Origin of the sequence: Pseudomonas sp. TNT2022 ID642, from assembly GCF_028656995.1 — a bacterium.
Lineage (GTDB): Bacteria > Pseudomonadota > Gammaproteobacteria > Pseudomonadales > Pseudomonadaceae > Aquipseudomonas.
In genome coordinates, this window is record NZ_JAMDGW010000029.1 from 1 (window position 1) to 21,066 (window position 21,066).

The 21,066-nt window shown below is 60.1% G+C and carries 13 protein-coding genes; 8 read left to right on the top strand and 5 right to left on the bottom strand.

Annotated features, from left to right (window positions below):
• Positions 1 to 162: 162 nt before the first annotated feature.
• The 5 genes from msrA to aceE form a co-directional block, all read right to left on the bottom strand.
• The gene (gene msrA / locus M5G26_RS24405; protein ID WP_038360208.1) at positions 163 to 828 is read right to left on the bottom strand and encodes a peptide-methionine (S)-S-oxide reductase MsrA; all 666 of its coding nucleotides are present in this window, start codon (positions 826 to 828) and stop codon (positions 163 to 165) included.
• Between the two features lie 181 nt (positions 829 to 1,009).
• Positions 1,010 to 3,706 carry a putative bifunctional diguanylate cyclase/phosphodiesterase gene (locus tag M5G26_RS24410; protein ID WP_150693001.1) on the bottom strand — a complete coding sequence of 899 codons (2,697 nt, stop codon included), beginning with the start codon at positions 3,704 to 3,706 and terminating at the stop codon, positions 1,010 to 1,012.
• A 243-nt stretch (positions 3,707 to 3,949) separates the two neighbouring features.
• A complete protein-coding gene (locus M5G26_RS24415) occupies positions 3,950 to 5,347 on the bottom strand; it encodes an alkaline phosphatase D family protein (RefSeq protein ID WP_273916684.1) in 1,398 nt (465 codons plus the stop codon).
• A 273-nt stretch (positions 5,348 to 5,620) separates the two neighbouring features.
• Positions 5,621 to 7,597 (bottom strand): dihydrolipoyllysine-residue acetyltransferase, encoded by a 1,977-nt coding sequence (aceF, locus tag M5G26_RS24420; protein WP_273916685.1) that lies wholly within the window; start codon positions 7,595 to 7,597, stop codon positions 5,621 to 5,623.
• Positions 7,598 to 7,608: 11 nt separating this feature from the next.
• Complete coding sequence (gene aceE, locus M5G26_RS24425; protein WP_007915682.1) at positions 7,609 to 10,254, bottom strand: pyruvate dehydrogenase (acetyl-transferring), homodimeric type; 2,646 nt, start codon at positions 10,252 to 10,254, stop codon at positions 7,609 to 7,611.
• A 384-nt stretch (positions 10,255 to 10,638) separates the two neighbouring features.
• Here aceE and glnE point away from each other — a divergent pair, with 384 nt between their 5' ends.
• The 8 genes from glnE to M5G26_RS24465 all read left to right on the top strand — a co-directional run bounded on the left by glnE (position 10,639) and on the right by M5G26_RS24465 (position 20,983).
• The gene (gene glnE / locus M5G26_RS24430; RefSeq protein ID WP_150693004.1) at positions 10,639 to 13,578 is read left to right on the top strand and encodes a bifunctional [glutamate--ammonia ligase]-adenylyl-L-tyrosine phosphorylase/[glutamate--ammonia-ligase] adenylyltransferase; all 2,940 of its coding nucleotides are present in this window, start codon (positions 10,639 to 10,641) and stop codon (positions 13,576 to 13,578) included.
• Between the two features lie 446 nt (positions 13,579 to 14,024).
• Positions 14,025 to 15,059, top strand: a complete 1,035-nt coding sequence (waaF, locus tag M5G26_RS24435) for a lipopolysaccharide heptosyltransferase II (protein WP_273916686.1) — start codon at positions 14,025 to 14,027, stop codon at positions 15,057 to 15,059.
• 1 nt (position 15,060) lies between these two features.
• The gene (gene waaC / locus M5G26_RS24440; protein WP_102899479.1) at positions 15,061 to 16,122 is read left to right on the top strand and encodes a lipopolysaccharide heptosyltransferase I; all 1,062 of its coding nucleotides are present in this window, start codon (positions 15,061 to 15,063) and stop codon (positions 16,120 to 16,122) included.
• Positions 16,122 to 17,243 carry a glycosyltransferase family 4 protein gene (locus tag M5G26_RS24445; protein ID WP_150693005.1) on the top strand — a complete coding sequence of 374 codons (1,122 nt, stop codon included), beginning with the start codon at positions 16,122 to 16,124 and terminating at the stop codon, positions 17,241 to 17,243. The genes waaC and M5G26_RS24445 overlap by 1 nt, the downstream gene beginning before the upstream one ends.
• On the top strand, positions 17,243 to 18,049 hold the full coding sequence (rfaP, locus tag M5G26_RS24450; protein ID WP_273916687.1) for a lipopolysaccharide core heptose(I) kinase RfaP: 807 nt from the start codon (positions 17,243 to 17,245) through the stop codon (positions 18,047 to 18,049). The genes M5G26_RS24445 and rfaP overlap by 1 nt, the downstream gene beginning before the upstream one ends.
• Entirely contained in the window at positions 18,049 to 18,783 is a 735-nt protein-coding gene (locus M5G26_RS24455) for a lipopolysaccharide kinase InaA family protein (protein ID WP_095120672.1), read from the top strand. The genes rfaP and M5G26_RS24455 overlap by 1 nt, the downstream gene beginning before the upstream one ends.
• Positions 18,780 to 19,532: a lipopolysaccharide kinase InaA family protein gene (locus M5G26_RS24460; protein ID WP_134175880.1), complete on the top strand. Its 753-nt coding sequence runs from the start codon at positions 18,780 to 18,782 to the stop codon at positions 19,530 to 19,532. The genes M5G26_RS24455 and M5G26_RS24460 overlap by 4 nt, the downstream gene beginning before the upstream one ends.
• On the top strand, positions 19,532 to 20,983 hold the full coding sequence (locus M5G26_RS24465; protein ID WP_273916688.1) for a lipopolysaccharide kinase InaA family protein: 1,452 nt from the start codon (positions 19,532 to 19,534) through the stop codon (positions 20,981 to 20,983). The genes M5G26_RS24460 and M5G26_RS24465 overlap by 1 nt, the downstream gene beginning before the upstream one ends.
• Positions 20,984 to 21,066: the final 83 nt, after the last annotated feature.

The window sequence follows — 21,066 nt, forward strand, 5'->3', positions numbered from 1 at the left end:
CGAGGCTGATCCAGCAGATCGCAGCCTGCGGCAGCTCCTACAGCGATCGTTCCCACGCTCTGCGTGGGAATGCCTCAATGGACGCTCTGCGTCCGCTGTTGGGACGCGGAGCGTCCCGGGCTGCATTCCCACGCAGAGCGTGGGAACGATCAGTCGGCGGGGTTAGTTGCCTGCCAGACTCGCTGGCATGCACACGCCGGTACCACCAATCCCGCAGTAACCCTCAGGATTCTTCGCCAGATACTGCTGGTGATACGCCTCGGCGAAGTACACGGTCGGCGCCTGTTCGATCTCGGTGCTGATCTCGCCCAGACCCGCTTTCGACAGTTCAGCCTGATAGGTCGCCTTGCTCTTCAGCGCTGCGTCCAAATGCTCAGGTGAGGTCGCGTAGATCACCGAGCGGTACTGCGTGCCGATGTCGTTGCCTTGGCGCATGCCCTGCGTCGGGTTGTGCAGTTCCCAGAACATCGCCAGCAGCTCTTCGTAGCTGACTTTGGCCTTGTCATACACCACCAGCACCACTTCAGCGTGGCCGGTCAGGCCCGAGCAGACTTCTTCGTAGGTCGGATTCGGCGTGAAGCCACCGGCATAACCGACGACCGTGCTGACCACGCCTTCACGCTGCCAGAAGCGGCGCTCGGCGCCCCAGAAGCAGCCCAGACCGAAGATCGCAAAATCGACGTCCTGGAAAAACGGGCCAAGCAGCGGGGTTTCTTCGAAGACGAAGTGCTTTTCAGGCAGGGTCATCGCGGTTTCGCGGCCGGGCAAAGCTTGTTCTTTAGTCGGGAGCACGTTTTTGTTCACCAGAATTTCCGAGCGCAGAACCATGATCGTTCCTCTCAGTCAGGTTGGATGTAAAAAGTCAGACCGCCAGTGTGCCGAATGATGCCCGACTTCGCACTATCCAATGTAGGAGCTGCCGAAGGCTGCGATCTTTTGATCTTGTCTTTGAAAAACAGGATCAAAAGATCGCAGCCTGCGGCAGCTCCTACATGAGGGGCGGCGGGAGTTAGAGGCAGAGCGGGCCGCGCGGGTAGCGTTTCAGCGCCTGGATCAGTTCAGCGCCGGGGATCGGCCGGTCGAACAGGTAACCCTGGCCAACGTCGCAACGGTGCCGACGCAGGAACGCGAGTTGTTCGGCAGTCTCGATGCCTTCGGCCACGACCTTGAGTTTCAGATTGTGCGCCATGGCGATCACCGCCGAGGTGATTTCCATGTCGTCCTGGTTGTCGGGAATTTCATGGATGAAGCTGCGATCGATCTTGATGATGTCGATCGGGAATTTCTTCAGATAGCTCAGCGACGAATAACCAGTGCCGAAGTCGTCCATGGCCAGCGTCAACCCGAGGCGCTTGAGCTGGTCGAGTTGCAAGTGCGTGTCTTCAGTGGCTTCCAGCAACAGGCCTTCGGTCAGTTCCAGTTCGAGCAGATTGGCCGGCAGCGCTTCTTCCTTGAGGATGTTGGCGATGGAGGCGACCAGATCCGGGTCGGAGAACTGTTTCGGTGACAGGTTGATCGCCACTTGCAGATTGCCCATGCCAGCGGCGGTCAGGGCTTTGCTCATGCGGCAGGCCTGACGGGCGATCCACTTGCCGATCGGAATGATCAGACCGGTTTCTTCGGCGACGCTGATGAACTGGTCCGGGCGAATCATCCCGCGTTCCGGGTGGTTCCAGCGCAACAGCGCTTCCATGCCCAGCAGCCGACCGCTGCGCAGGCACAGCTTGGGCTGGTAGAACACGTCCAGCTCGTTCTGCGTCAGAGCACGGCGCAGGTTGTTCTCAACGAACAGTTTGTAACTGGCCTCGGCATTCAGCGCTTCGGTGAAGACTTGTACCTGATGTTTACCGTTGGCCTTGGCCTTGTGCAGCGCCAGACCGGCGTTACGCATCAGGGTTTGCGGGTCGCGACCGTGCAGCGGCGCGCACGCCAGGCCGACCGAGCCGGTAACGCTGATCAACTGGTTGTCGACGAACATCGGTTTATCCAGCGTCGCCAGCAATTGGTTGGCGATCTGCTGGCCGGTCGCCAGATCGGTATCGTCGAGCAGCACGGCAAACTCGTTACTGGCGAACCGCGCGAGGCTGCCGCTCGGGCTCAGACTATTGCGCAGACGCCGGGCCAGACTGATCAGCAGTTTGTCGCCGGTCTGGTGACCGAGGCTGTCGTTTATCCGTTTGAAGTTGTCGATGTCCACCAGCAACAGGCTGATCGGCGTATCGCTATCGCGGGCGAAGCGTTCGTCCAGATTGCGGATAAACGCCGGGCGGTTGCCGAGATTGGTCAGGTTGTCGGTGTACGCCAGGCGCTCGATGCGCTGCTGCGCCAGTTTGGTCTGGGTGATGTCTTCGTAGATGCCGATGTAATGCGTCAGCTCGCGGTTGTCGCCGTAGACCTTGGAGATCGACAACTGGCCCCAGTACGGTTCGAGGTTTTTCCGGCGACTCTTGAACTCGCCCTGCCAGCTGTTGCTCTTGGCCAGCGCCGAGGGCGCGTCGAACAACAGTTCACTGAGGTTTTCCAGCGCCGGCAACTCGGACAGACGCTGGCCGTGGACTTCTTCGGTGGTGTACTGGGTGATCGCGGTGAAACTCGGGTTGACGTACTCGACCACGCCGTCGCAATTGACCAGCAAAAAGGCGTTGGCGCTTTGCTCGACCGCACGCTGGAACAGGTGCAGGGCGCTGGTGGCGGTGCGGCGGTTGTGGTTGTTGATGACTTGCGCGAACTGATCGGCCAACTCGCCGGCAAAAGCGATTTCATCGGACTGCCAGGCGCGGGTGACGCCGGTCTGTTCCAGACACAGCACGCCGACCACTTGGCCATCGACGCGAATACTCGCATCGAGCATGGCGTTGACGTCACGCGGGCGCAGGGCTTCGGCCATCTCGCGAGTGCGCGGATCGCGCATTGCATTGTGTGCGTCGATGGCGCGGCTGCTGTGCAGCGCTTCCATGTAGTCGGGGAAACTGCTGATGTCGATCACGTCCGGGAGGATGTATTCCTGGGTCGCGCGGTGGTACGCGGAGATCGGCACCAGCTGCTGGCCTTCGAGGTTCCACAGACTGGCGCAGTCGATTTCATAGATATCGCAGGCGCAGCGGGTGATCAGTTCGGCGGCTTCCTGCAGCGAGTTGTGCGTGCTGTAGCGCTGGCGGGCGAGCAGCAGAATCAAGTCCTGCTGGGCGCGCACGCGTTCCAGGTGCTGCAGCTGTTCTTGCTGGGCGCGTTGATTGAGTTCAAGGGCGATTTGCAGGCGCGAATTCTGTGTTTCGAGGTCGACGGAGGGTGGCAGTGGCGCTTCGTCGAAGAGGTGATCGACCGCCAGCAGATAGCCGCGCAGCAGATGACGGTTGTGTTGTTTGTAGGCTTCGCCCAGTTCCAGGATGCTCAGCGCACCGGCTGCCGTGTGCAGGGTGTAACGCACCAGATAATGCGGGCTGACGGTCAGCTGTTGCTGGATCGCGTCGTGCAGCTGATAGCGCGCTTCGGGTTCCATCAGGCTGGCGTAGGGTGAGCCGACCAGCGCGCAAAGCTCGACGGCTGGCTGACCGAACTGGCGTTCACAGTTGGGATCGAGAAACAGCATGGCCCAGCTGGCTTCATTCAAGCGCTCGAAACGCAGCATGCCGAGCCGCGAGGGCACAGGCAACTGCGTCACTACCTCGGCCACCATACGGCTGGCGGCATCGGGCTGGCTCTTCATGAAGGGAACTCGCTTGGAAATATGCTGAACGCGCCGGGCTCTCGCCCTCTTTACTGTTGCCTGCGGCAAGGTTGCATCATTGCGGCACCGACTGACAAGAGACATGAAGGCCAAGTGCTATAAGAATATGTCGGCTGCGCTGAACATTTCTCCAGCGTGCGGCAGAAAGTAATGCTGTTGAATGGAAAAAACGCCGTTCCAGAGCGCTTTGTGCCGCGAAACGGCGCCCCTTCAACCGGTTATTCAACGCAAGGGAATGGCGATAGATTGCAGGCGTTTGCCATCGCGATCGTGGTAATTGACCTGAATCTGCCCGGCCTCGACCACCAGATGGGCGAAGTTGTCTTCACTGACCACCGTGCTGGTCAGTTCATGCCGATAATCGCCCGCTACCGTGCGCACCAGCGGTTGATCCAGAATGAACGTGGACGCCTTGGCATACGGCAGCAGTTTGCTGTTGCACAGCGGTGAGGAGACGACGGTGTGGACTTCGAAGTCCGGGTCTTCGCTGTGGGTCAAGCGAGCGGTCAGCGAGCCATGCACGTCCCCCGAGATGAACACGACATTCTTTATGCGCCGGGTGCGGATGGTTTCCAGCAGGCGCAGGCGCTGCTCGGGAAAGGCTTTCCAAGCGTCATTGCCGTGGAGCTTGCGATCCGGATAGAACATCACGCTGGTGACCACGAACTTGACCCGCGCCGTGCTGTGACTCAGCCATTTAAGCAAGGCCTGCTCCTGCGCCTCGTCGAGGATGCGTCGGTCATCGGCGGACAAGTTGCGACGGGTGCGACTGTCGGTGACAAACCATTCGATATCGCCATCGCTGAATTGATACCAGTAATGCTCGAGTGTTGCGTGATCTATATCTCCGTTAGTTGTCAGCGGATGTACCGGGCTGTGACTGGCCTGATACAGATCATAAGCAGCCATGGCGTTACGATATAAATCCCCGTCGGATTTGCTGGCATTGGCCGGCCAGTTATCTTCGATTTCATGATCGTCGAGAATCATGTAAGTCGAAGTGCCAGACATCAGTCGTTTTATATTGGGCTGGGAAAAAGCCGCGCGGTACTTGTTCAGGATGTCTTTGTATTCGCGATCTGGTGCAAGCAGATTCAAATCGTCGACGTAGATTTGATCGCCGGTCATCAATACCGCACTGATCGGTGGTTGTATGCCTTCAATCACCTGATTGATGGATGCAAAGATGCGGTCGCCCAATTGCGGCAGGGAGGCGATACCGGCGGTCATGCGCAGATAGCGGCACGAGCCGACGATATAGGCCCTAGTCTGCATGACTTTGCTGGAACGGGTGCGCAGGCGGTAAATTTCCCGCGGCCATTGCAACGGCAGTTCGGCAACGCTGTCTGCCGTATGCACCGGACTCATCGGGCTGAACCAGCCGGCCTGATATTCATACTCGGTGTCAGTGCTCAAGTTGTTGAGGGCGAATACTTGCGACATATCGCGTAATTCGCTCAGGCGCGCGAAGTTGCCGTTCGACCATTGTTGTGTGCCGGATGCACGATAACGTATCGCGGAAAACACCAGTGCATTGTTGTGCCGGTCGCCACGCATGAATATGCGTGCGTGATTAGTTGTAACGTGGCCGACGATCGGGCCAATAGTTGGTTTTAACATGTCGAATCCATTCGAGTGGTTTGGATAAATATAAAATTTAGAAGTTTGCTTAGTTAAACTGTATGCGCCTAGGTTAGTTGTCTGTCGAATAAAAAAGATCGGTGCCAAGTCGACCAGGCTTGTGGCCGATATCAGCGCAACATGTGGGAAAAAAGGCCAGAAGGTTTTTTCAGGCAAAAAAAAGCCCCGCCAAACTGACGGGGTTGAGGTACGAGCGTGTGGCGCTCGAAAGGGTGCAGCAATCGGCCCTCCGTTGCCGGAGGGCCGATCGAGTTACAGCAGGATCGTGCGGATGTCCGCCAGCAGGCTGCCCAGACGCTGGGTGAAGCGTGCGGCAGCGGCGCCGTTGATTACACGGTGATCGTAGGACAACGACAGCGGCAGCATCAGTTTCGGCTGGAAGGCTTTGCCGTCCCAGACTGGCTGGATGGTTGCCTTGGAGACACCGAGGATCGCCACTTCCGGCGCGTTGACGATCGGCGTGAAGCCGGTGCCGCCAATGTGGCCGAGGCTGGAAATGGTGAAGCAGGCGCCCTGCATGTCGTCAGCAGTAAGCTTCTTGTCGCGGGCTTTGGCGGCCAGCGCAGCGGCTTCGGCTGCCAGTTGCAGCAGGCTCTTCTGGTCGACGTTCTTGATGACCGGTACCAGCAGGCCATCCGGGGTGTCGACGGCGAAGCCGATGTTCACGTACTTCTTGCGGATGATCGCTTTGCCGCTTGGCGCCAGCGAACTGTTGAAGTCCGGCAGCTCCTTGAGCATGTGCGCGCACGACTTGAGCAGCAGCGGCAGGATGGTCAGCTTGACGCCAGCCTTCTCTGCAACGGCTTTCTGTGCAACGCGGAAGGCTTCCAGCTCGGTGATATCAGCCGAATCGAACTGAGTCACGTGCGGGATGTTCAGCCAGCTGCGGTGCAGGCTCGACGCGCCGATTTGCATCAGGCGAGTCATCGGCACTTCTTCGATTTCGCCGAAACGGCTGAAGTCGACGACCGGAATCGGCGGGATACCCGCGCCACCGGTTGCGCCCGCTGCAGCGGCCGGTGCTTCCTTGGCCTTCTGCATCATCGCTTTGACGTAAACCTGCACGTCTTCTTTCAAGATACGACCGTGCGGGCCGCTGGCGCCGACAGCGTTCAGCTCGACGCCGAACTCGCGGGCCAGTTGACGCACGGCTGGGCCGGCGTGAACTTTGGCGCCCGGTTTCGCAGGTGTAGCAGCCGGTGCGGCGGCTGGAGCGGCAGCAGGTGCAGCGGCAGCCGGAGCAGCAGCGGCAGGTGCCGGAGCGCTCGGAGCAGCAGCGGCGGCAGCTGGAGCCGGGGCAGCAGCAGGCGCTGCGCCTTTGACTTTCAGCTTCAGAATCAGGTCGCCGGTACCGACTTCGTCATCCAGCTTGATGGAAACGCTTTCCACCACGCCTGCGGCAGGCGATGGGATTTCCATGCTTGCCTTGTCGGATTCCAGGGTGATCAGCGACTGATCGGCTTCAACGGTATCGCCAGCCTTGACCAACACTTCGATGATCTTGGCTTTGCCGGCCGAACCGATGTCCGGAACGTGGATGTCCTGAACGCTGTCGGCAACCGGTGCTGCTGGCGCGGCTGCCGGAGCAGGCGCAGCGGCAGCGGCCGGGGCAGCAGCCTGGGCCGGAGCGGCAGCCGTAGGGGCCGCAGCACCCGCCACTTCCAGATCGAGAATCAGGTCGCCAGTGCCGACTTCGTCGTTGAGCTTGACGCTGATGGCTTTGACCACGCCAGCGGCAGGCGACGGGATTTCCATGCTCGCCTTGTCGGATTCCAGGGTGATCAAAGATTGATCAGTTTCGACTTTATCGCCGACCTTGACCTGGATCTCGATGATCTGCGCCTTGCCCGACGAACCGATGTCCGGCACGTGCACTTGCTGAACCGAAGCGGCAGCAGGGGCAGCAGCTGGTGCGGCTGCGGCAGGAGCGGCAGCCGGTTTGGCTTCTGCTTTTGCGGCTGGCGCAGCAGCTGGTGCAGGGGCCGCTTCAGCGGCGCCCTCGACTTCCAGCTCAAGCAGTTCGTCGCCTTCTTTCAGACGGTCGCCCAGCTTCACTTTCAGGCTCTTGATGACGCCGGCTTTCGGGGCCGGCACTTCCATGCTGGCCTTGTCCGATTCCAGGGTCAGGATGCTCTGGTCGGCTTCGATACGGTCGCCGACCTTCACAAACAGTTCAATTACTTCACCTTCACCGCTGCCGATGTCAGGTACGCGAATGAGTTCGCTCACAAAATGTCTCCTCAGCAGTCCAGTGGGTTGCGTTTTTCCGGGTCGATGCCGAACTTGACGATGGCCTCAGCCACGACTTTAGGTTCGATATCACCACGGTCAGCCAGTGCTTCCAGGGCTGCCAACACCACGAAATGACGGTCGACTTCGAAGAAATGACGCAGTTTCTTGCGGCTGTCGCTGCGGCCGAAACCATCGGTGCCGAGGACTTTGAATTCCTTGGACGGTACCCACTGACGGATCTGCTCGGCGAACAGCTTCATGTAGTCGGTAGAGGCGATGACCGGACCTTTACGGCCGTTCAGGCACTCTTCGACGTAGCTCAGCTTAGGCTTCTGGCCAGGCTTCAGACGGTTGCTGCGCTCTACGGCCAGGCCGTCGCGACGCAGTTCGTTGAAGCTGGTAACGCTCCAGACGTCAGCGCCGACGTTGAACTCTTCACGCAGAATCTTCGCCGCTTCACGGACTTCACGCAGGATGGTGCCGGAGCCCATCAGCTGAACGTGGTGCGCCGCATCGCGGGTGTCTTCTTCGAGCAGGTACATGCCTTTCTTGATGCCTTCTTCGGCACCGGCCGGCATGGCTGGCTGCTGGTACGACTCGTTCATCACGGTGATGTAGTAGAAGATGTCCTGTTGCTCTTCGGTCATCTTCTTCATGCCGTCCTGAATGATCACCGCCAGCTCGTAGCCGTAGGTTGGATCGTAGGTGCGGCAGTTCGGGATGGTCGCGGCCAGCAGGTGGCTGTGACCGTCTTCGTGTTGCAGACCTTCACCGTTCAGGGTGGTCCGGCCGGCGGTGCCGCCGATCAGGAAGCCACGGGTACGGCTGTCGCCAGCGGCCCAGGCCAGGTCGCCAATACGCTGGAAGCCGAACATCGAGTAGAAGATGTAGAACGGCAGCATCGGCTGGTTGTGGCTGGAGTACGAAGTACCGGCAGCGATGAAGGAGCTCATGGCGCCTGCTTCGTTGATGCCTTCTTCAAGGATCTGACCTTTCTGGTCTTCCTTGTAGAACATCACCTGGTCTTTATCGACTGGCTCGTAGAGCTGGCCGACGGACGAGTAGATGCCGAGCTGACGGAACATGCCTTCCATACCGAAGGTACGGGCTTCGTCCGGGATGATCGGAACAATGCGCGGGCCGATTTCCTTGTCCTTGACCAGTTGCGCGAGGATCCGCACGAACGCCATGGTGGTGGAAATTTCACGGTCGCCGGAGCCGTCAAGGATGGCCTTGAGGGTGTCCAGATCCGGAGTCGGCACGCTGAAGCTTTGTGCGCGGCGCTGAGGCACGAAACCGCCCAGTGCAGTGCGACGCTCGCTGAGGTAGCGGGCTTCGGCGCTGTTTGGCTCTGGCTTGAAGAACGGCAGGTTCTCCAGCTCTTCGTCCTTGACCGGGATGTCGAAACGATCGCGGAACAACTTCAGGCTGTCGACGTCGACTTTCTTGGTGTTGTGCGCAGTGTTTTTCGCTTCGCCGGCACCGGTGCCATAACCCTTGATGGTCTTGGCCAGGATAACGGTAGGTTGTTCTTTGTGGTTGACCGCTTCGTGGTACGCCGCATAGACCTTGTACGGGTCGTGGCCGCCACGGTTGAGTTTCCAGATCTCGTCGTCGGACAGATCAGCAACCATCGCCTTGAGTTCTGGCGTGTTGAAGAAGTGTTCACGGACGAACGCGCCGTCTTTGGCTTTGTAGTTCTGGTACTCGCCGTCGATGACTTCGTCCATGCGACGTTGCAGGATGCCGTCGACGTCTTTGGCCAGCAGTGGGTCCCAGAAACGGCCCCAGATGACTTTGGTCACGTTCCACTGAGCACCGCGGAACACGCCTTCGAGTTCCTGGATGATCTTGCCATTGCCGCGAACCGGGCCGTCGAGGCGCTGCAGGTTGCAGTTGATGACGAAGATCAGGTTGTCCAGCTTCTCGCGGCCGGCCAGGGAGATCGCGCCCAGGGATTCCGGCTCATCGCACTCGCCGTCGCCCAGGAAGCACCAGACTTTCTGTTTGCCCGGCTGGATGAAGCCGCGGTGTTCCAGGTACTTCATGAAGCGTGCCTGGTAGATCGCTTGAATCGGACCCAGACCCATGGATACGGTCGGGAACTGCCAGAAGTCAGGCATCAGCCAAGGGTGCGGGTAGGACGACAGGCCCTGACCGTCGACTTCCTGGCGGAAGTTGTTCATCTGGTCTTCGGTGATGCGGCCTTCCATGAATGCACGGGCGTAAACGCCTGGCGAGGTGTGGCCCTGGAAGTAGATCAGGTCGCCGCCGTGTTCGTCGGTCGGGGCCTGGAAGAAGTAGTTGAAGCCGATGTCATACAGGGTCGCACTGGAAGCGAAGCTGGAGATGTGACCACCCAGGTCAGAATCTTTCAGGTTCGTACGCATTACCATGGCCATCGCGTTCCAGCGTACCAGCGAGCGAATGCGGCGTTCCATGAACAGGTCGCCAGGCATGCGTGCTTCGTGGGTTACCGGGATGGTGTTGCGGTAAGGCGTGGTGATGGCGTATGGGAGCTGCGAGCCGCTGCGGGTCGCGAGTTCGCCCATACGGGTCATCAGATAGTGAGCACGGTCTTCGCCTTCTTTGTCGAGAACCGATTCCAGGGCGTCCAGCCATTCCTGGGTTTCGACGGGATCGAGGTCTTGCATGGCTTGCTCCAGGGCGGAAAGGCTTCCAGAATCGGTTGCCTGAGTTTGCGACTGGCCTTGTGGGCAGACGATTTAAAATTCTTGGATTGCCGATAGGTTGTTCCGGCGGCGTGTAGTTTTACTACAAATCTTCCGGCATTTCAGCCTTTCGAATGTATAGACGAGTAGTAAAACTACAGAAGAATGGCTTGTGGCCTCCGGCTGCGTTGTGAGAATAATCGTTAAGGTTGGTCTTTTGCCATCCGAAAAAGGTGAAACTTTGATGTTCGCTGCCAAAGAGAAAGAAATTTCAGCTATTTCTAACTTTTGTTCGACAGTCCTCCGGGTAGCGGGTTTTCACCAATCACTACAAGCGGCCATTTACACGCCGATCAAGGATAGACCATGACCCTGCCCGTGCTTGCCGAACTGCCCGCCATTCTCCTGCCGTTGGTCACTCGATCCGAGCAGTCGTTCCGTACGGCCGTCGCCGCGCTGGAAGACGATCACGGCTTCGCGGACTGGACGCCAGAGCGCTGGGCGCAGTTCGCCCGCGTCACCGCTGCCAGCGAATTCGTCATTGAACAGAGCGTTCGTGACCCTTTGATGTTGCTCACGCTGGTGCAGTCCGGCGAACTCGACCGGGCCTTCGCGCCGGGTGAATTGTGTGCGCAGATTGCTGCCGCGGTGAACGCTGCGCAAACCGAAGAGGAACTCGGTCGTGCCCTGCGCCGCCAGCGCGCGCGTCATCAAGTGCGGATCATCTGGCGTGATCTCACTCGTCAGGCCGATCTGGTGCAGACCTGCCGTGATCTCTCGAACATGGCCGACGCCACCATCGATCAAGCCTATCAATGGTTGTACAGCCGCCATTGCGAACAGTTCGGCACGCCGACCGGCCGCCGCAGCGGTGAGCCGCAGCAAATGGTCATCCTTGGCATGGGCAAGCTCGGCGCGGTCGAGTTGAACCTGTCTTCGGACATCGACCTGATCTTCGCCTACCCCGAGGGCGGCGAAACGGTGGGTGTGAAGCGCTCGCTGGATAATCAGGAATTCTTCATTCGTCTCGGTCAGCGCTTGATCAAGGCGCTGGATCCGATGACCGTCGACGGTTTCGTCTTCCGCGTCGACATGCGCTTGCGCCCTTACGGTTCGTCCGGCGCGCTGGTGCTGAGCTTCAATGCGCTGGAGCAGTATTACCAGGATCAGGGCCGCGACTGGGAGCGCTACGCGATGATCAAGGCGCGGGTGGTGGCCGGCGATCAGGTCGCGGGCGCGCAGTTGCTCGACATGCTGCGGCCGTTCGTTTACCGACGTTACCTGGATTTCTCGGCGATCGAAGCGCTGCGCACCATGAAGCAACTGATCCAGCAGGAAGTGCGGCGCAAGGGCATGGCCGACAACATCAAGCTCGGTTCCGGTGGTATCCGCGAGGTCGAGTTCATCGCTCAGGCTTTTCAGTTGATCCACGGTGGCCGCGACCTGAGCCTGCAACAGCGTCCTCTATTAAAGGTGCTGAGTACGCTGGAAGGGCAGGGTTATCTGCCGCCGGCGGTGATCAGCGAGTTGCGCGAAGGCTACGAATTTCTCCGTTACACCGAACACGCCATTCAAGCGATCGCCGACCGCCAGACCCAGATGTTGCCGGATGGCGCACAGGATCAGGCGCGCATCGCCTTCATGCTCGGGTTCGCTGACTGGGACAGCTTCCACGAAAAACTGATGTTCTGGCGCGGTCGCGTGGCTTGGCACTTCGCCCAAGTGATTGCCGATCCCGATGAAGATGAAGGCGCCGAAAGCGAAGTGGTGGTCGGTGGTGAATGGCTGCCGCTGTGGGAAGAGGCGCAGGACGAAGAGGCGGCGTGCCGTCAGTTGGAGGAGGGCGGTTTTGCCGACGCCAGCAAAGCCCTGAAAGCGCTGGCCGGATTGCGCAGCAGTCCGCAATTGCGCGCGATGCAGCGGTTGGGACGGGAGCGGCTCGATGCTTTTATCCCGCGTCTGCTCGCTCAGGCTGTGGAGCACGCCAACCCGGATCTGGTGCTTGAGCGCGTGCTGCCGCTGGTTGAAGCGGTGGCCCGGCGTTCGGCTTATCTGGTCTTGCTGACGGAAAACCCCGGCGCCCTGCGGCGCCTGCTGACCTTGTGCGCAGCAAGCCCGTGGATCGCTGAGCAGATCACCCGCTTCCCGCTGTTGCTCGACGAATTGCTGAACGAAGGTCGCCTGTTCAAGCCGCCGCTGGCGCCGGAATTGGCGGCCGAATTGCGCGAGCGGCTGACGCGGATTCCCGAAGACGACCTCGAACAACAGATGGAAGCCCTGCGCCATTTCAAACTGGCGCACCGCTTGCGCGTCGCCGCTTCGGAAATTGCCGGCAGCCTGCCGCTGATGAAAGTCAGCGATTACCTGACCTGGCTGGCCGAGGCGATTCTTGAACAAGTGCTGGCCCTGGCCTGGCGCCAGACCGTGGCCAAGTACGGCACGCCGCTGCGCACCGACGGCACCTTGTGCGATCCCGGCTTCATCATTGTCGGTTATGGCAAAGTCGGCGGTCTGGAACTGGGGCATGGTTCCGATCTGGATCTGGTGTTTATCCACGACGGCGATCCGCAGGCGGAAACCGACGGACCGAAGTCGATCGATGGCGCGCAGTTCTTCACGCGACTGGGGCAGCGCATCATTCACTTGCTGACGGCGCAGACCAACTCAGGTCAGCTCTACGAGGTCGATATGCGTTTGCGGCCGTCCGGTGCCTCGGGCCTGCTGGTCAGTTCCCTCGGCGCGTTCGCCCGCTATCAAGAAAATGAAGCATGGACGTGGGAGCATCAGGCATTGGTGCGCGCGCGGGTGCTGGTCGGCAGTCAGGATGTCGGCGAGGCGTTCGAGAAGGTTCGCGCGCAGGTTTTGGGCAAGGCACGTGATCTGGCCAAGCTGCAACAGGAAGTCAGCGAGATGCGCGCGAAGATGCGCGATAACCTCGGCACCAAGAGCACCGCAGCCGGTACGGCGGCAAATGCCTTCGACGCCACCGCGCCGTTCGACCTCAAGCAGGACGCGGGAGGTATCGTCGATATTGAATTTATGGTGCAATACGCGGCTCTGGCGTGGTCGCAAAGCCACCCGCCACTGCTGCGCTGGACCGATAACATCCGCATTCTGGAAGAGCTGGAGCACGAAGGGCTGATGCCTGCCGAAGATGCCAGTCTGTTGCGCGAGGCCTATAAAGCCTACCGCTCCGCCGCCCACCGGCAGGCCTTGCAGAAGGACGCCGGGGTGATATCGGGCGACCAGTTTGCCGAAGAACGGCGACAGGTTTTGCGGATCTGGCGTGAGTTGGGGCTAAGCTGATAGCGCGCCAATGCAGGCAATGTGATTCAAAGGTGGGAGCGAGCCTGCTCGCGAAAGCGGAGTGTCAGTCAACATCAATGTTGAATGTGCCGGCCTCTTCGCGAGCAGGCTCGCTCCCACAGTGATCTGCGGTGAATCGCAGATATGTGGACAGATGCAAAACCCTGTGGGAGCTGGCTTGCCAGCGATAGCGGAGTAACAGTCGACAGTCATGTTGAAGGTAACGACCCCATCGCGAGCAGGCTCACTTCTACAATGGATCTGCGGTGAGTCGCAGTTATGTGAACAGATGCAAAACCATGTGGGAGCGAGCCTGCTCGCGATAGCGGAGTAACAGTCGACAGAAATGTTGAAGGTAATGACCCATCGCAAGCCGCCGGTGTTCCCACAGTGATTATCGAGGCGGGGAGGCGTAAATGCCTCCCCGGTTCGTTTATGGAAACCACATGAATATTTTGATCGTTGGGCCCAGTTGGGTCGGTGACATGGTGATGGCGCAGACACTGTTTCAGTGTCTCAAGCAGCGCCACCCAGAGTGCGAAATCGACGTGCTGGCCCCGGAGTGGAGCCGGCCGATCCTTGAACGCATGCCCGAAGTGCGCAAGGCCTTGAGCTTCCCGCTCGGCCACGGCGCGCTGGAACTGGCGACGCGTCGGCGCATCGGCAAATCCCTGCGCGGTCAGTACGATCAGGCGATCCTGCTGCCCAACTCGCTGAAATCGGCGCTGGTGCCGTTTTTCGCCGGCATCCCGAAACGCACCGGCTGGCGTGGCGAGTTCCGCTATGGCCTGCTCAACGACGTGCGCACCCTCGACAAAGAACGCTATCCGCTGATGATCGAGCGTTTCATGGCTTTGGCTTACGAAGCGAACGCCGAGCTGCCGAAACCGTATCCGCGCCCGAGCCTGCAAATCGACCCGGTGACCCGCGAAGCGGCGCTGGCCAAATTTGGTCTGAGCCTCGATCGTCCGGTGTTGGCCCTGTGCCCCGGCGCCGAGTTCGGCGAGTCCAAGCGCTGGCCGTCCGAGCATTACGCCAAAGTCGCCGAAGCACGTATTCGCGAAGGCTGGCAGGTGTGGCTGTTCGGTTCGAAAAACGATCACTCGGTCGGCGAAGACATCCGCGCACGTTTGATTCCGGGCCTGCGTGAAGAATCGGTCAACCTCAGCGGTGACACCTCGCTGGCTGAAGCCATCGATCTGCTGTCCTGCGCCGACGCGGTGGTCTCCAACGACTCCGGCCTGATGCACGTTGCCGCTGCGCTGAACCGCCCACTGGTCGCCGTCTACGGCTCGACTTCACCGGGTTTCACTCCGCCGCTGGCTGAGCACGTTGAAGTCGTCCGTCTGGGTCTCGATTGCAGCCCGTGCTTCGACCGTACCTGCCGCTTCGGCCATTACAACTGCCTGCGCCAGCTGATGCCGGACGCGGTCAACGATGCGTTGCAGAAGTTGCAGGGCTCTGTGGTCGAGGTTCATTAAGTTGCGGGTACTGCTGATCAAGACTTCATCGCTAGGCGACGTGATTCATGCGTTGCCGGCGCTGACCGACGCCGCCCGGGCCATCCCCGGGATCAAGTTCGACTGGGTCGTGGAAGAAGGCTTTGCCGAGATCCCCACCTGGCACCCTGCCGTCGACAAAGTGATTCCGGTGGCGATCCGCCGCTGGCGCAAAAACATCTGGAAAACCATCACCAGCGGCGAGTGGAAGCGCTTCAAGCAAAGCGTGCGCGCCAACAAATACGATTTGGTGATCGATGCTCAAGGCCTGCTGAAAAGCGCCTGGCTGACCCGTTACGTCAAAGCCCCGGTGGCCGGTCTCGATAAAGGTTCGGCCCGCGAGCCGATGGCTTCGCGCTTCTACGATCGCAAGCTGGCCGTAGCCCGGGGGCAACACGCTGTCGAACGTGTGCGCCAGTTGTTCGCCATCGCCCTCGGTTATGACTTGCCCAAAGGCTTGGGCGATTACGGCCTCAACGTCGAGCGTCTGGTCGAGTTGCCGCGCAAGAATGCATTTGTTGTGTTCCTGCATGGCACCACTTGGGACACCAAACACTGGCCGGAAGCCTACTGGCGTGAGCTGACCGAGCGCGTCGGCTACCTCGGCGTCGGTGTGAAACTGCCGTGGGGCAACCCGCAGGAAAAGGCCCGCGCCGAACGCATCGCCGCCGGTTTCAAACACGCCGAAGTGCTGCCGAAACTCAATCTGGCCGGCGTCGGCAAAGTCCTCGCCGGGGCGCAAGCCTGCGTGGCGGTAGACACTGGACTCGGCCACTTGGCCGCCGCACTGGACGTGCCGACCATCTCGCTGTTCGGCCCGACCAACCCGGGCCTGACCGGCGCTTACGGCAAACTGCAGATTCACCTGGCCAGCGACTTCCCGTGCGCGCCGTGTCTGCAAAAGAAATGTACCTATCAACCGACCGCGCAGGATGCCCGTCAGTTTGATCTGAAGCGTGAACAGCCGCTGTGCTTCACGCGACTGAACCCAGAGCGTGTCGCCAGCCGACTGAGCACGTTGTTAATGGCTGAGGAGCTGCGCTGATGCAATTGGCATTCGTCCTGTACAAATATTTCCCGTTCGGTGGCTTGCAGCGCGACTTCATGCGCATCGCCCTCGAATGCCAGAAGCGCGGTCATAAGATTCGCGTCTACACGCTGATCTGGGAAGGCGACGTGCCGCCCGGCTTCGAAGTGCTGGTGGCGCCGGTCAAGGCGTTCTTCAATCATCGTCGCAACGAAAAGCTCAGCGCTTGGATGGAAGCGGATCTGGCCAAGCGCCCGGTCGATCGCTTGATCGGTTTCAACAAGATGCCGGGTCTGGACGTCTATTACGCGGCTGATGGCTGCTTTGAAGACAAGGCGCAGAACCTGCGCAATTCGCTGTATCGCCGCTGGGGCCGTTATCGCCACTTCGCCGAGTACGAGCGCGCGGTGTTTGCCAAAGACGCAAAGACCGAAGTGCTGATGATTTCCGAAGTGCAGCAGCCGCTGTTCATCAAGCACTACGACACGCCGCTGGAGCGTTTCCACCTGCTGCCACCGGGCATTGCCCAGGATCGTCGCCGCCCGGCGGATGCCGATGAGATTCGCGCCGGTTTCCGCGCTGAATTCAATCTCAAGGATGACGAACTGCTGCTGGTGCAGATCGGCTCCGGCTTCAAGACCAAAGGCGTTGATCGCAGCCTGAAAGCGCTGGCGGCATTGCCCGCTGAGCTGAAGAAACGCACTCGATTGTTTGTAATCGGCCAGGATGACCCCAAATTATTCCAGATGCAGAGCGCGACGCTGGGCTTGGGCGATAACGTGACGTTCCTCAAGGGGCGCAGCGATATCCCGCGTTTCCTGCTCGGCGCCGATCTGTTGATCCACCCGGCGTACAACGAAAACACCGGTACCGTGTTGCTTGAGGCGCTGGTCGCCGGTTTGCCGGTGCTGGTCAGCGCGGTCTGCGGTTACGCCCATTACATCGCCGAGGCCGATGCCGGGCGAGTACTGGACGAGCCGTTCGATCAAGCGCAGCTGACGCAATACCTGACTGAAATGTTGAAAGACGACGCCGCACGTGCGGCCTGGAGCCGCAATGGTCTGGCCTTCGCCGAGACGGCCGACCTCTACAGCATGCCGCAGCACGCGGCCGATGTGATTCTGGCGGAGCACGCTTAATGAAGTTGATGCTGGCTGAACCGTTCAAAAGCCTTTGGGCCGGACGCGATCCGTTCGCCGAAGTCGAAGGCTTGCAGGGCGAGGTATACCGCGAGCTGGAAGCACGCCGGACACTGCGCACGGAAGTCGACGGCAACGGATTTTTCGTCAAGATCCACCGCGGCATCGGCTGGGGCGAAATCTTCAAAAACCTGTTGACCGCCAAGCTGCCAGTACTCGGCGCGGGTCAGGAGTGGAAGGCTATCCAGCGCCTGCAGGAAGTCGGCGTGCCGACCATGACCGCCGTTGCATATGGCGAGAAGGGCAGCAACCCGGCAGATCAACACTCGTTCATTGTCACCGAAGAGCTGGCCCCGACCATCAGCCTGGAAGACTTCAGCATCGACTGGATCAAGCAGCCGCCCGAGCCCAAGCTCAAGCGCGCACTGATCGCTGAAGTCGCGCGCATGACCGGCATGATGCACCGCGCTGGCGTCAACCATCGCGACTGCTACATCTGCCACTTCCTGCTGCACACCGACAAGCCGGTGACGCCACAAGACTTCAAGCTCTCGGTGATCGACCTGCACCGCGCCCAGACCCGCGCAAAAATCACGCAGCGCTGGCGCAACAAGGATCTGGCCGCGCTGTACTTTTCCGCGTTGGACATCGGCCTGACCCGCCGCGACAAACTGCGTTTCCTCAAAGGCTATTTCCAGCAACCGCTGCGCCAGATTCTGGCTGAAGAAGCGCCACTGCTGAGCTGGCTCGAAGGCAAGGCCAACAAGCTCTATGCGCGTAAGCAGCGTTACGGGGATGCGCTCTGATGGCGGGTTGGACTCTCGAGCCGCAATACAGCGAGCTCGCCGAAGATTTTGGCAGCCTCGAAGCCGTATTTGCGTTGCAGGGCGAACGCCTGACCCGCGACCCGCTGTCGGAAGTGATTCGTGTGCAGCGCAACGGCGTCAACTATTACGTCAAACGCTATGTCGGCGCCGGTAAAGGCTTGCGCCGCTACCTCGGCAAGCCGCGAGTGAAAATGGAATGGCAGAACCTCAAGCGCTTCGCCAAATGGGGCATTCCCACGGCTGAAGTGGTCGCCTGGGGCCTGGAGCGACGTGGCGCGGCGTATGATCGAGGTGCCATGATCACGCGCGAATTGCCCAACACAGAAGACCTTTCGGCGCTTGCCGAGCGCAAGGATCCGAAACTCAAGGATCGCGCCTGGGTCGACGCTGTCAGTCGGCAACTGGCCGGCTATACCCGGACGATGCATGATCACCGATTTACCCATAACGATCTGAAATGGCGCAACCTGTTGATCGATGATCAGGCGCGGATATTTCTGATCGATTGCCCTAACGGCGAGTTCTGGCGCGGCTTCTGGCTCAAGTATCGGATCACCAAGGATCTGGCCTGTCTCGATAAGCTCGCCAAATACCACCTGTCCAATACCCAACGCCTGCGCTTCTATAAGCAATACCGCCAGTGCGATCGGCTTGATAGCGCCGACAAGAAACGGATTCGGCACGTGGTGAGATTTTTCGAGGGACGCGAATGACTGATTTTCTCGCCGCTGAAGACCGCGCACTGCTTGAGCGCCATGGTCTCGGCACTTTCGACGCATTGTGGGCCAAGCAGCTTGAAGCTGTGGACGAACCCAATACTGCCCGTGGCGGTTGGAGCAGCGTCTTCCGTCTGGACCTGGAAGGGCAGGGTTATTACCTAAAGCGCCAGAGCAACTATCTGACGCGTACCTTGCACGCGCCTTTCGGCGAACCCAGTTTTGCCCGCGAGTTTCGCAATATCAGCCGCTATCGCAAGCTCGGTATTCCGGCGCTGCAAGCGGCGTTCTTCGGTGAGCGCAAGGTCAACGGCGAAGTCCGCGCGATCCTGCTGACCCGAGCACTCGATGGCTGGAGTGATCTGGAGTCGCTGCTGCAGCGCTGGACGCAGCTCAGTACCGCGCAACAGTCGGCCATTCTCAAGGCCTGTGGATTGCTCGCGCGGCATCTGCACGGTGTGCGTCAGGTGCACGGCTGCTTCTATCCCAAACATATTTTTCTGCGTGCCTCCGGTGACGGGTACCAGGCGCAATTGATCGACCTGGAAAAGACTCGTCCCTTGTTGTTCGGCATGCGCGACCGGATCAAGGATCTGGAACCGCTGCAACGCCGCGCGCCGGAATGGAGCGAGACGCAGCTGCGTGAATTGCTCGCGGCTTATCTCGATCAGCCCGCCGATAGCTCGCTGCTCGACAGCTGGCTCGCCCGGCTGACCGCGCGCCGCAGTCACAAGGAGACCCGCTGATGCAATTGTCCGAGCTGGCCGGTGTCGGGCGAGCCCCGCAACTGCCGCTGACGGTGACCCTGGCCGATGCCGCTGGCAGTGCGGATCTGCAATTGCTGAGTCTGCTGCGAGTCCTGCCGGGGCAGCGTTACGTTGGCGCCGGTGTCTGGCGCGGGCGTCCGGTGCTGGCCAAATTGCTGGTCGGCGGCAAGGCCGCCCGGCATTTTCAACGTGAGCTGGAAGGCGTGCGCTTGCTGGCCGCGCAAGGCATGACAACACCGTTGCTGTTGGCCGACGGGTTGAAAAATGGCGAAGGTGGCTGGCTGCTGTTCGACTTCCTTGAAGGTGCCGAAAGCCTTGGCGATGCCTGGGCGAAAGTCGAGTCGCTGCCGGTGCTGGCCGATGAACAATCGGCGGTGTTGGCCGAGGCGCTGGGTGCCATTGGCCAGTTGCACGGCAAAGGGCTCTGGCAGGAAGACCTGCATCTGGACAATCTGCTGCGTCATGGCGGCCAGTTGTATTTGATTGACGGTGCCGGCATTTGCGCAGAAACCGCCGGGCAGCCGTTATCGCGGCAAAAAGTCCTGGAAAATCTCGGGGTGTTTTTTGCCCAGTTACCCAAGGCGCTGGAACCGTTCACTGAAGAACTGCTGGTGTATTACCTGCTGAGCAACAGTGAGCACGCGTTGCCACTGGAAGCCTTGCAGAAGCAGATCGACAAAGTGCGTCGCTGGCGTTTGAAAGACTTCCTGATCAAGGTCGGGCGCGAGTGCACGCTGTTCAGTGTGCAGCGTGGCGCGTTCGCTCTGCGCGCGATTCGTCGTGAAGAAGAATCAGCCATGTTGCCGGTTCTGGAGCAGGCCGATGCGTTGCTCGATCAGGGCCATTTGTACAAGACCGGTGGTGCGGCGAGCGTCGGCAAGGTTCAGGCCGGTGCGCGCACACTGGTGATCAAGCGCTACAACATCAAGGGCTTTGCCCATTGGCTCAAGCGTTTCTGGCGACCGAGTCGGGCCTGGCATTCGTGGCGCGAAGGCAATCGCCTGGCGTTCCTCGGGATCGCCACGCCCAAGCCGCTGGCGGTGCTGGAAAAGCGCTTCTTGTGGCTGCGCAGTCGTGCGTATCTGGTGACTGAGTTCCTGTCGGGGCCGGATATCATCGAGCGCTTTGCCCCCTATGTTGAAAATGGCCAGGCACCGGAAGCGGAGCTGCAGGCGCTGGATCATTTGTTCGCGCGATTGATTGACGAGCGCATCAGCCACGGCGACTTCAAGGGGCATAATCTGTTCTGGCAGCAGGGCCGCTGGGCGCTGATCGATCTGGACTCGATGTGTCAGCATGGATCCGTCGGCAGTTTCGCGCCGGCCTATGCCCGTGACCGTGCGCGATTCATGCGTAACTGGCCGGAAAGCAGCGCGTTGTATCAGGTTATTGATCAGCGTTTGCCGAAAGACATTTCCAGCGCGGCCTGAATCAAACTCCGGAGGACAAGATTTAGCGACTTGTCCTACGGCTTCTACAGAAACCGTGAACTGTGCCCTGTCCAGTCCCGATG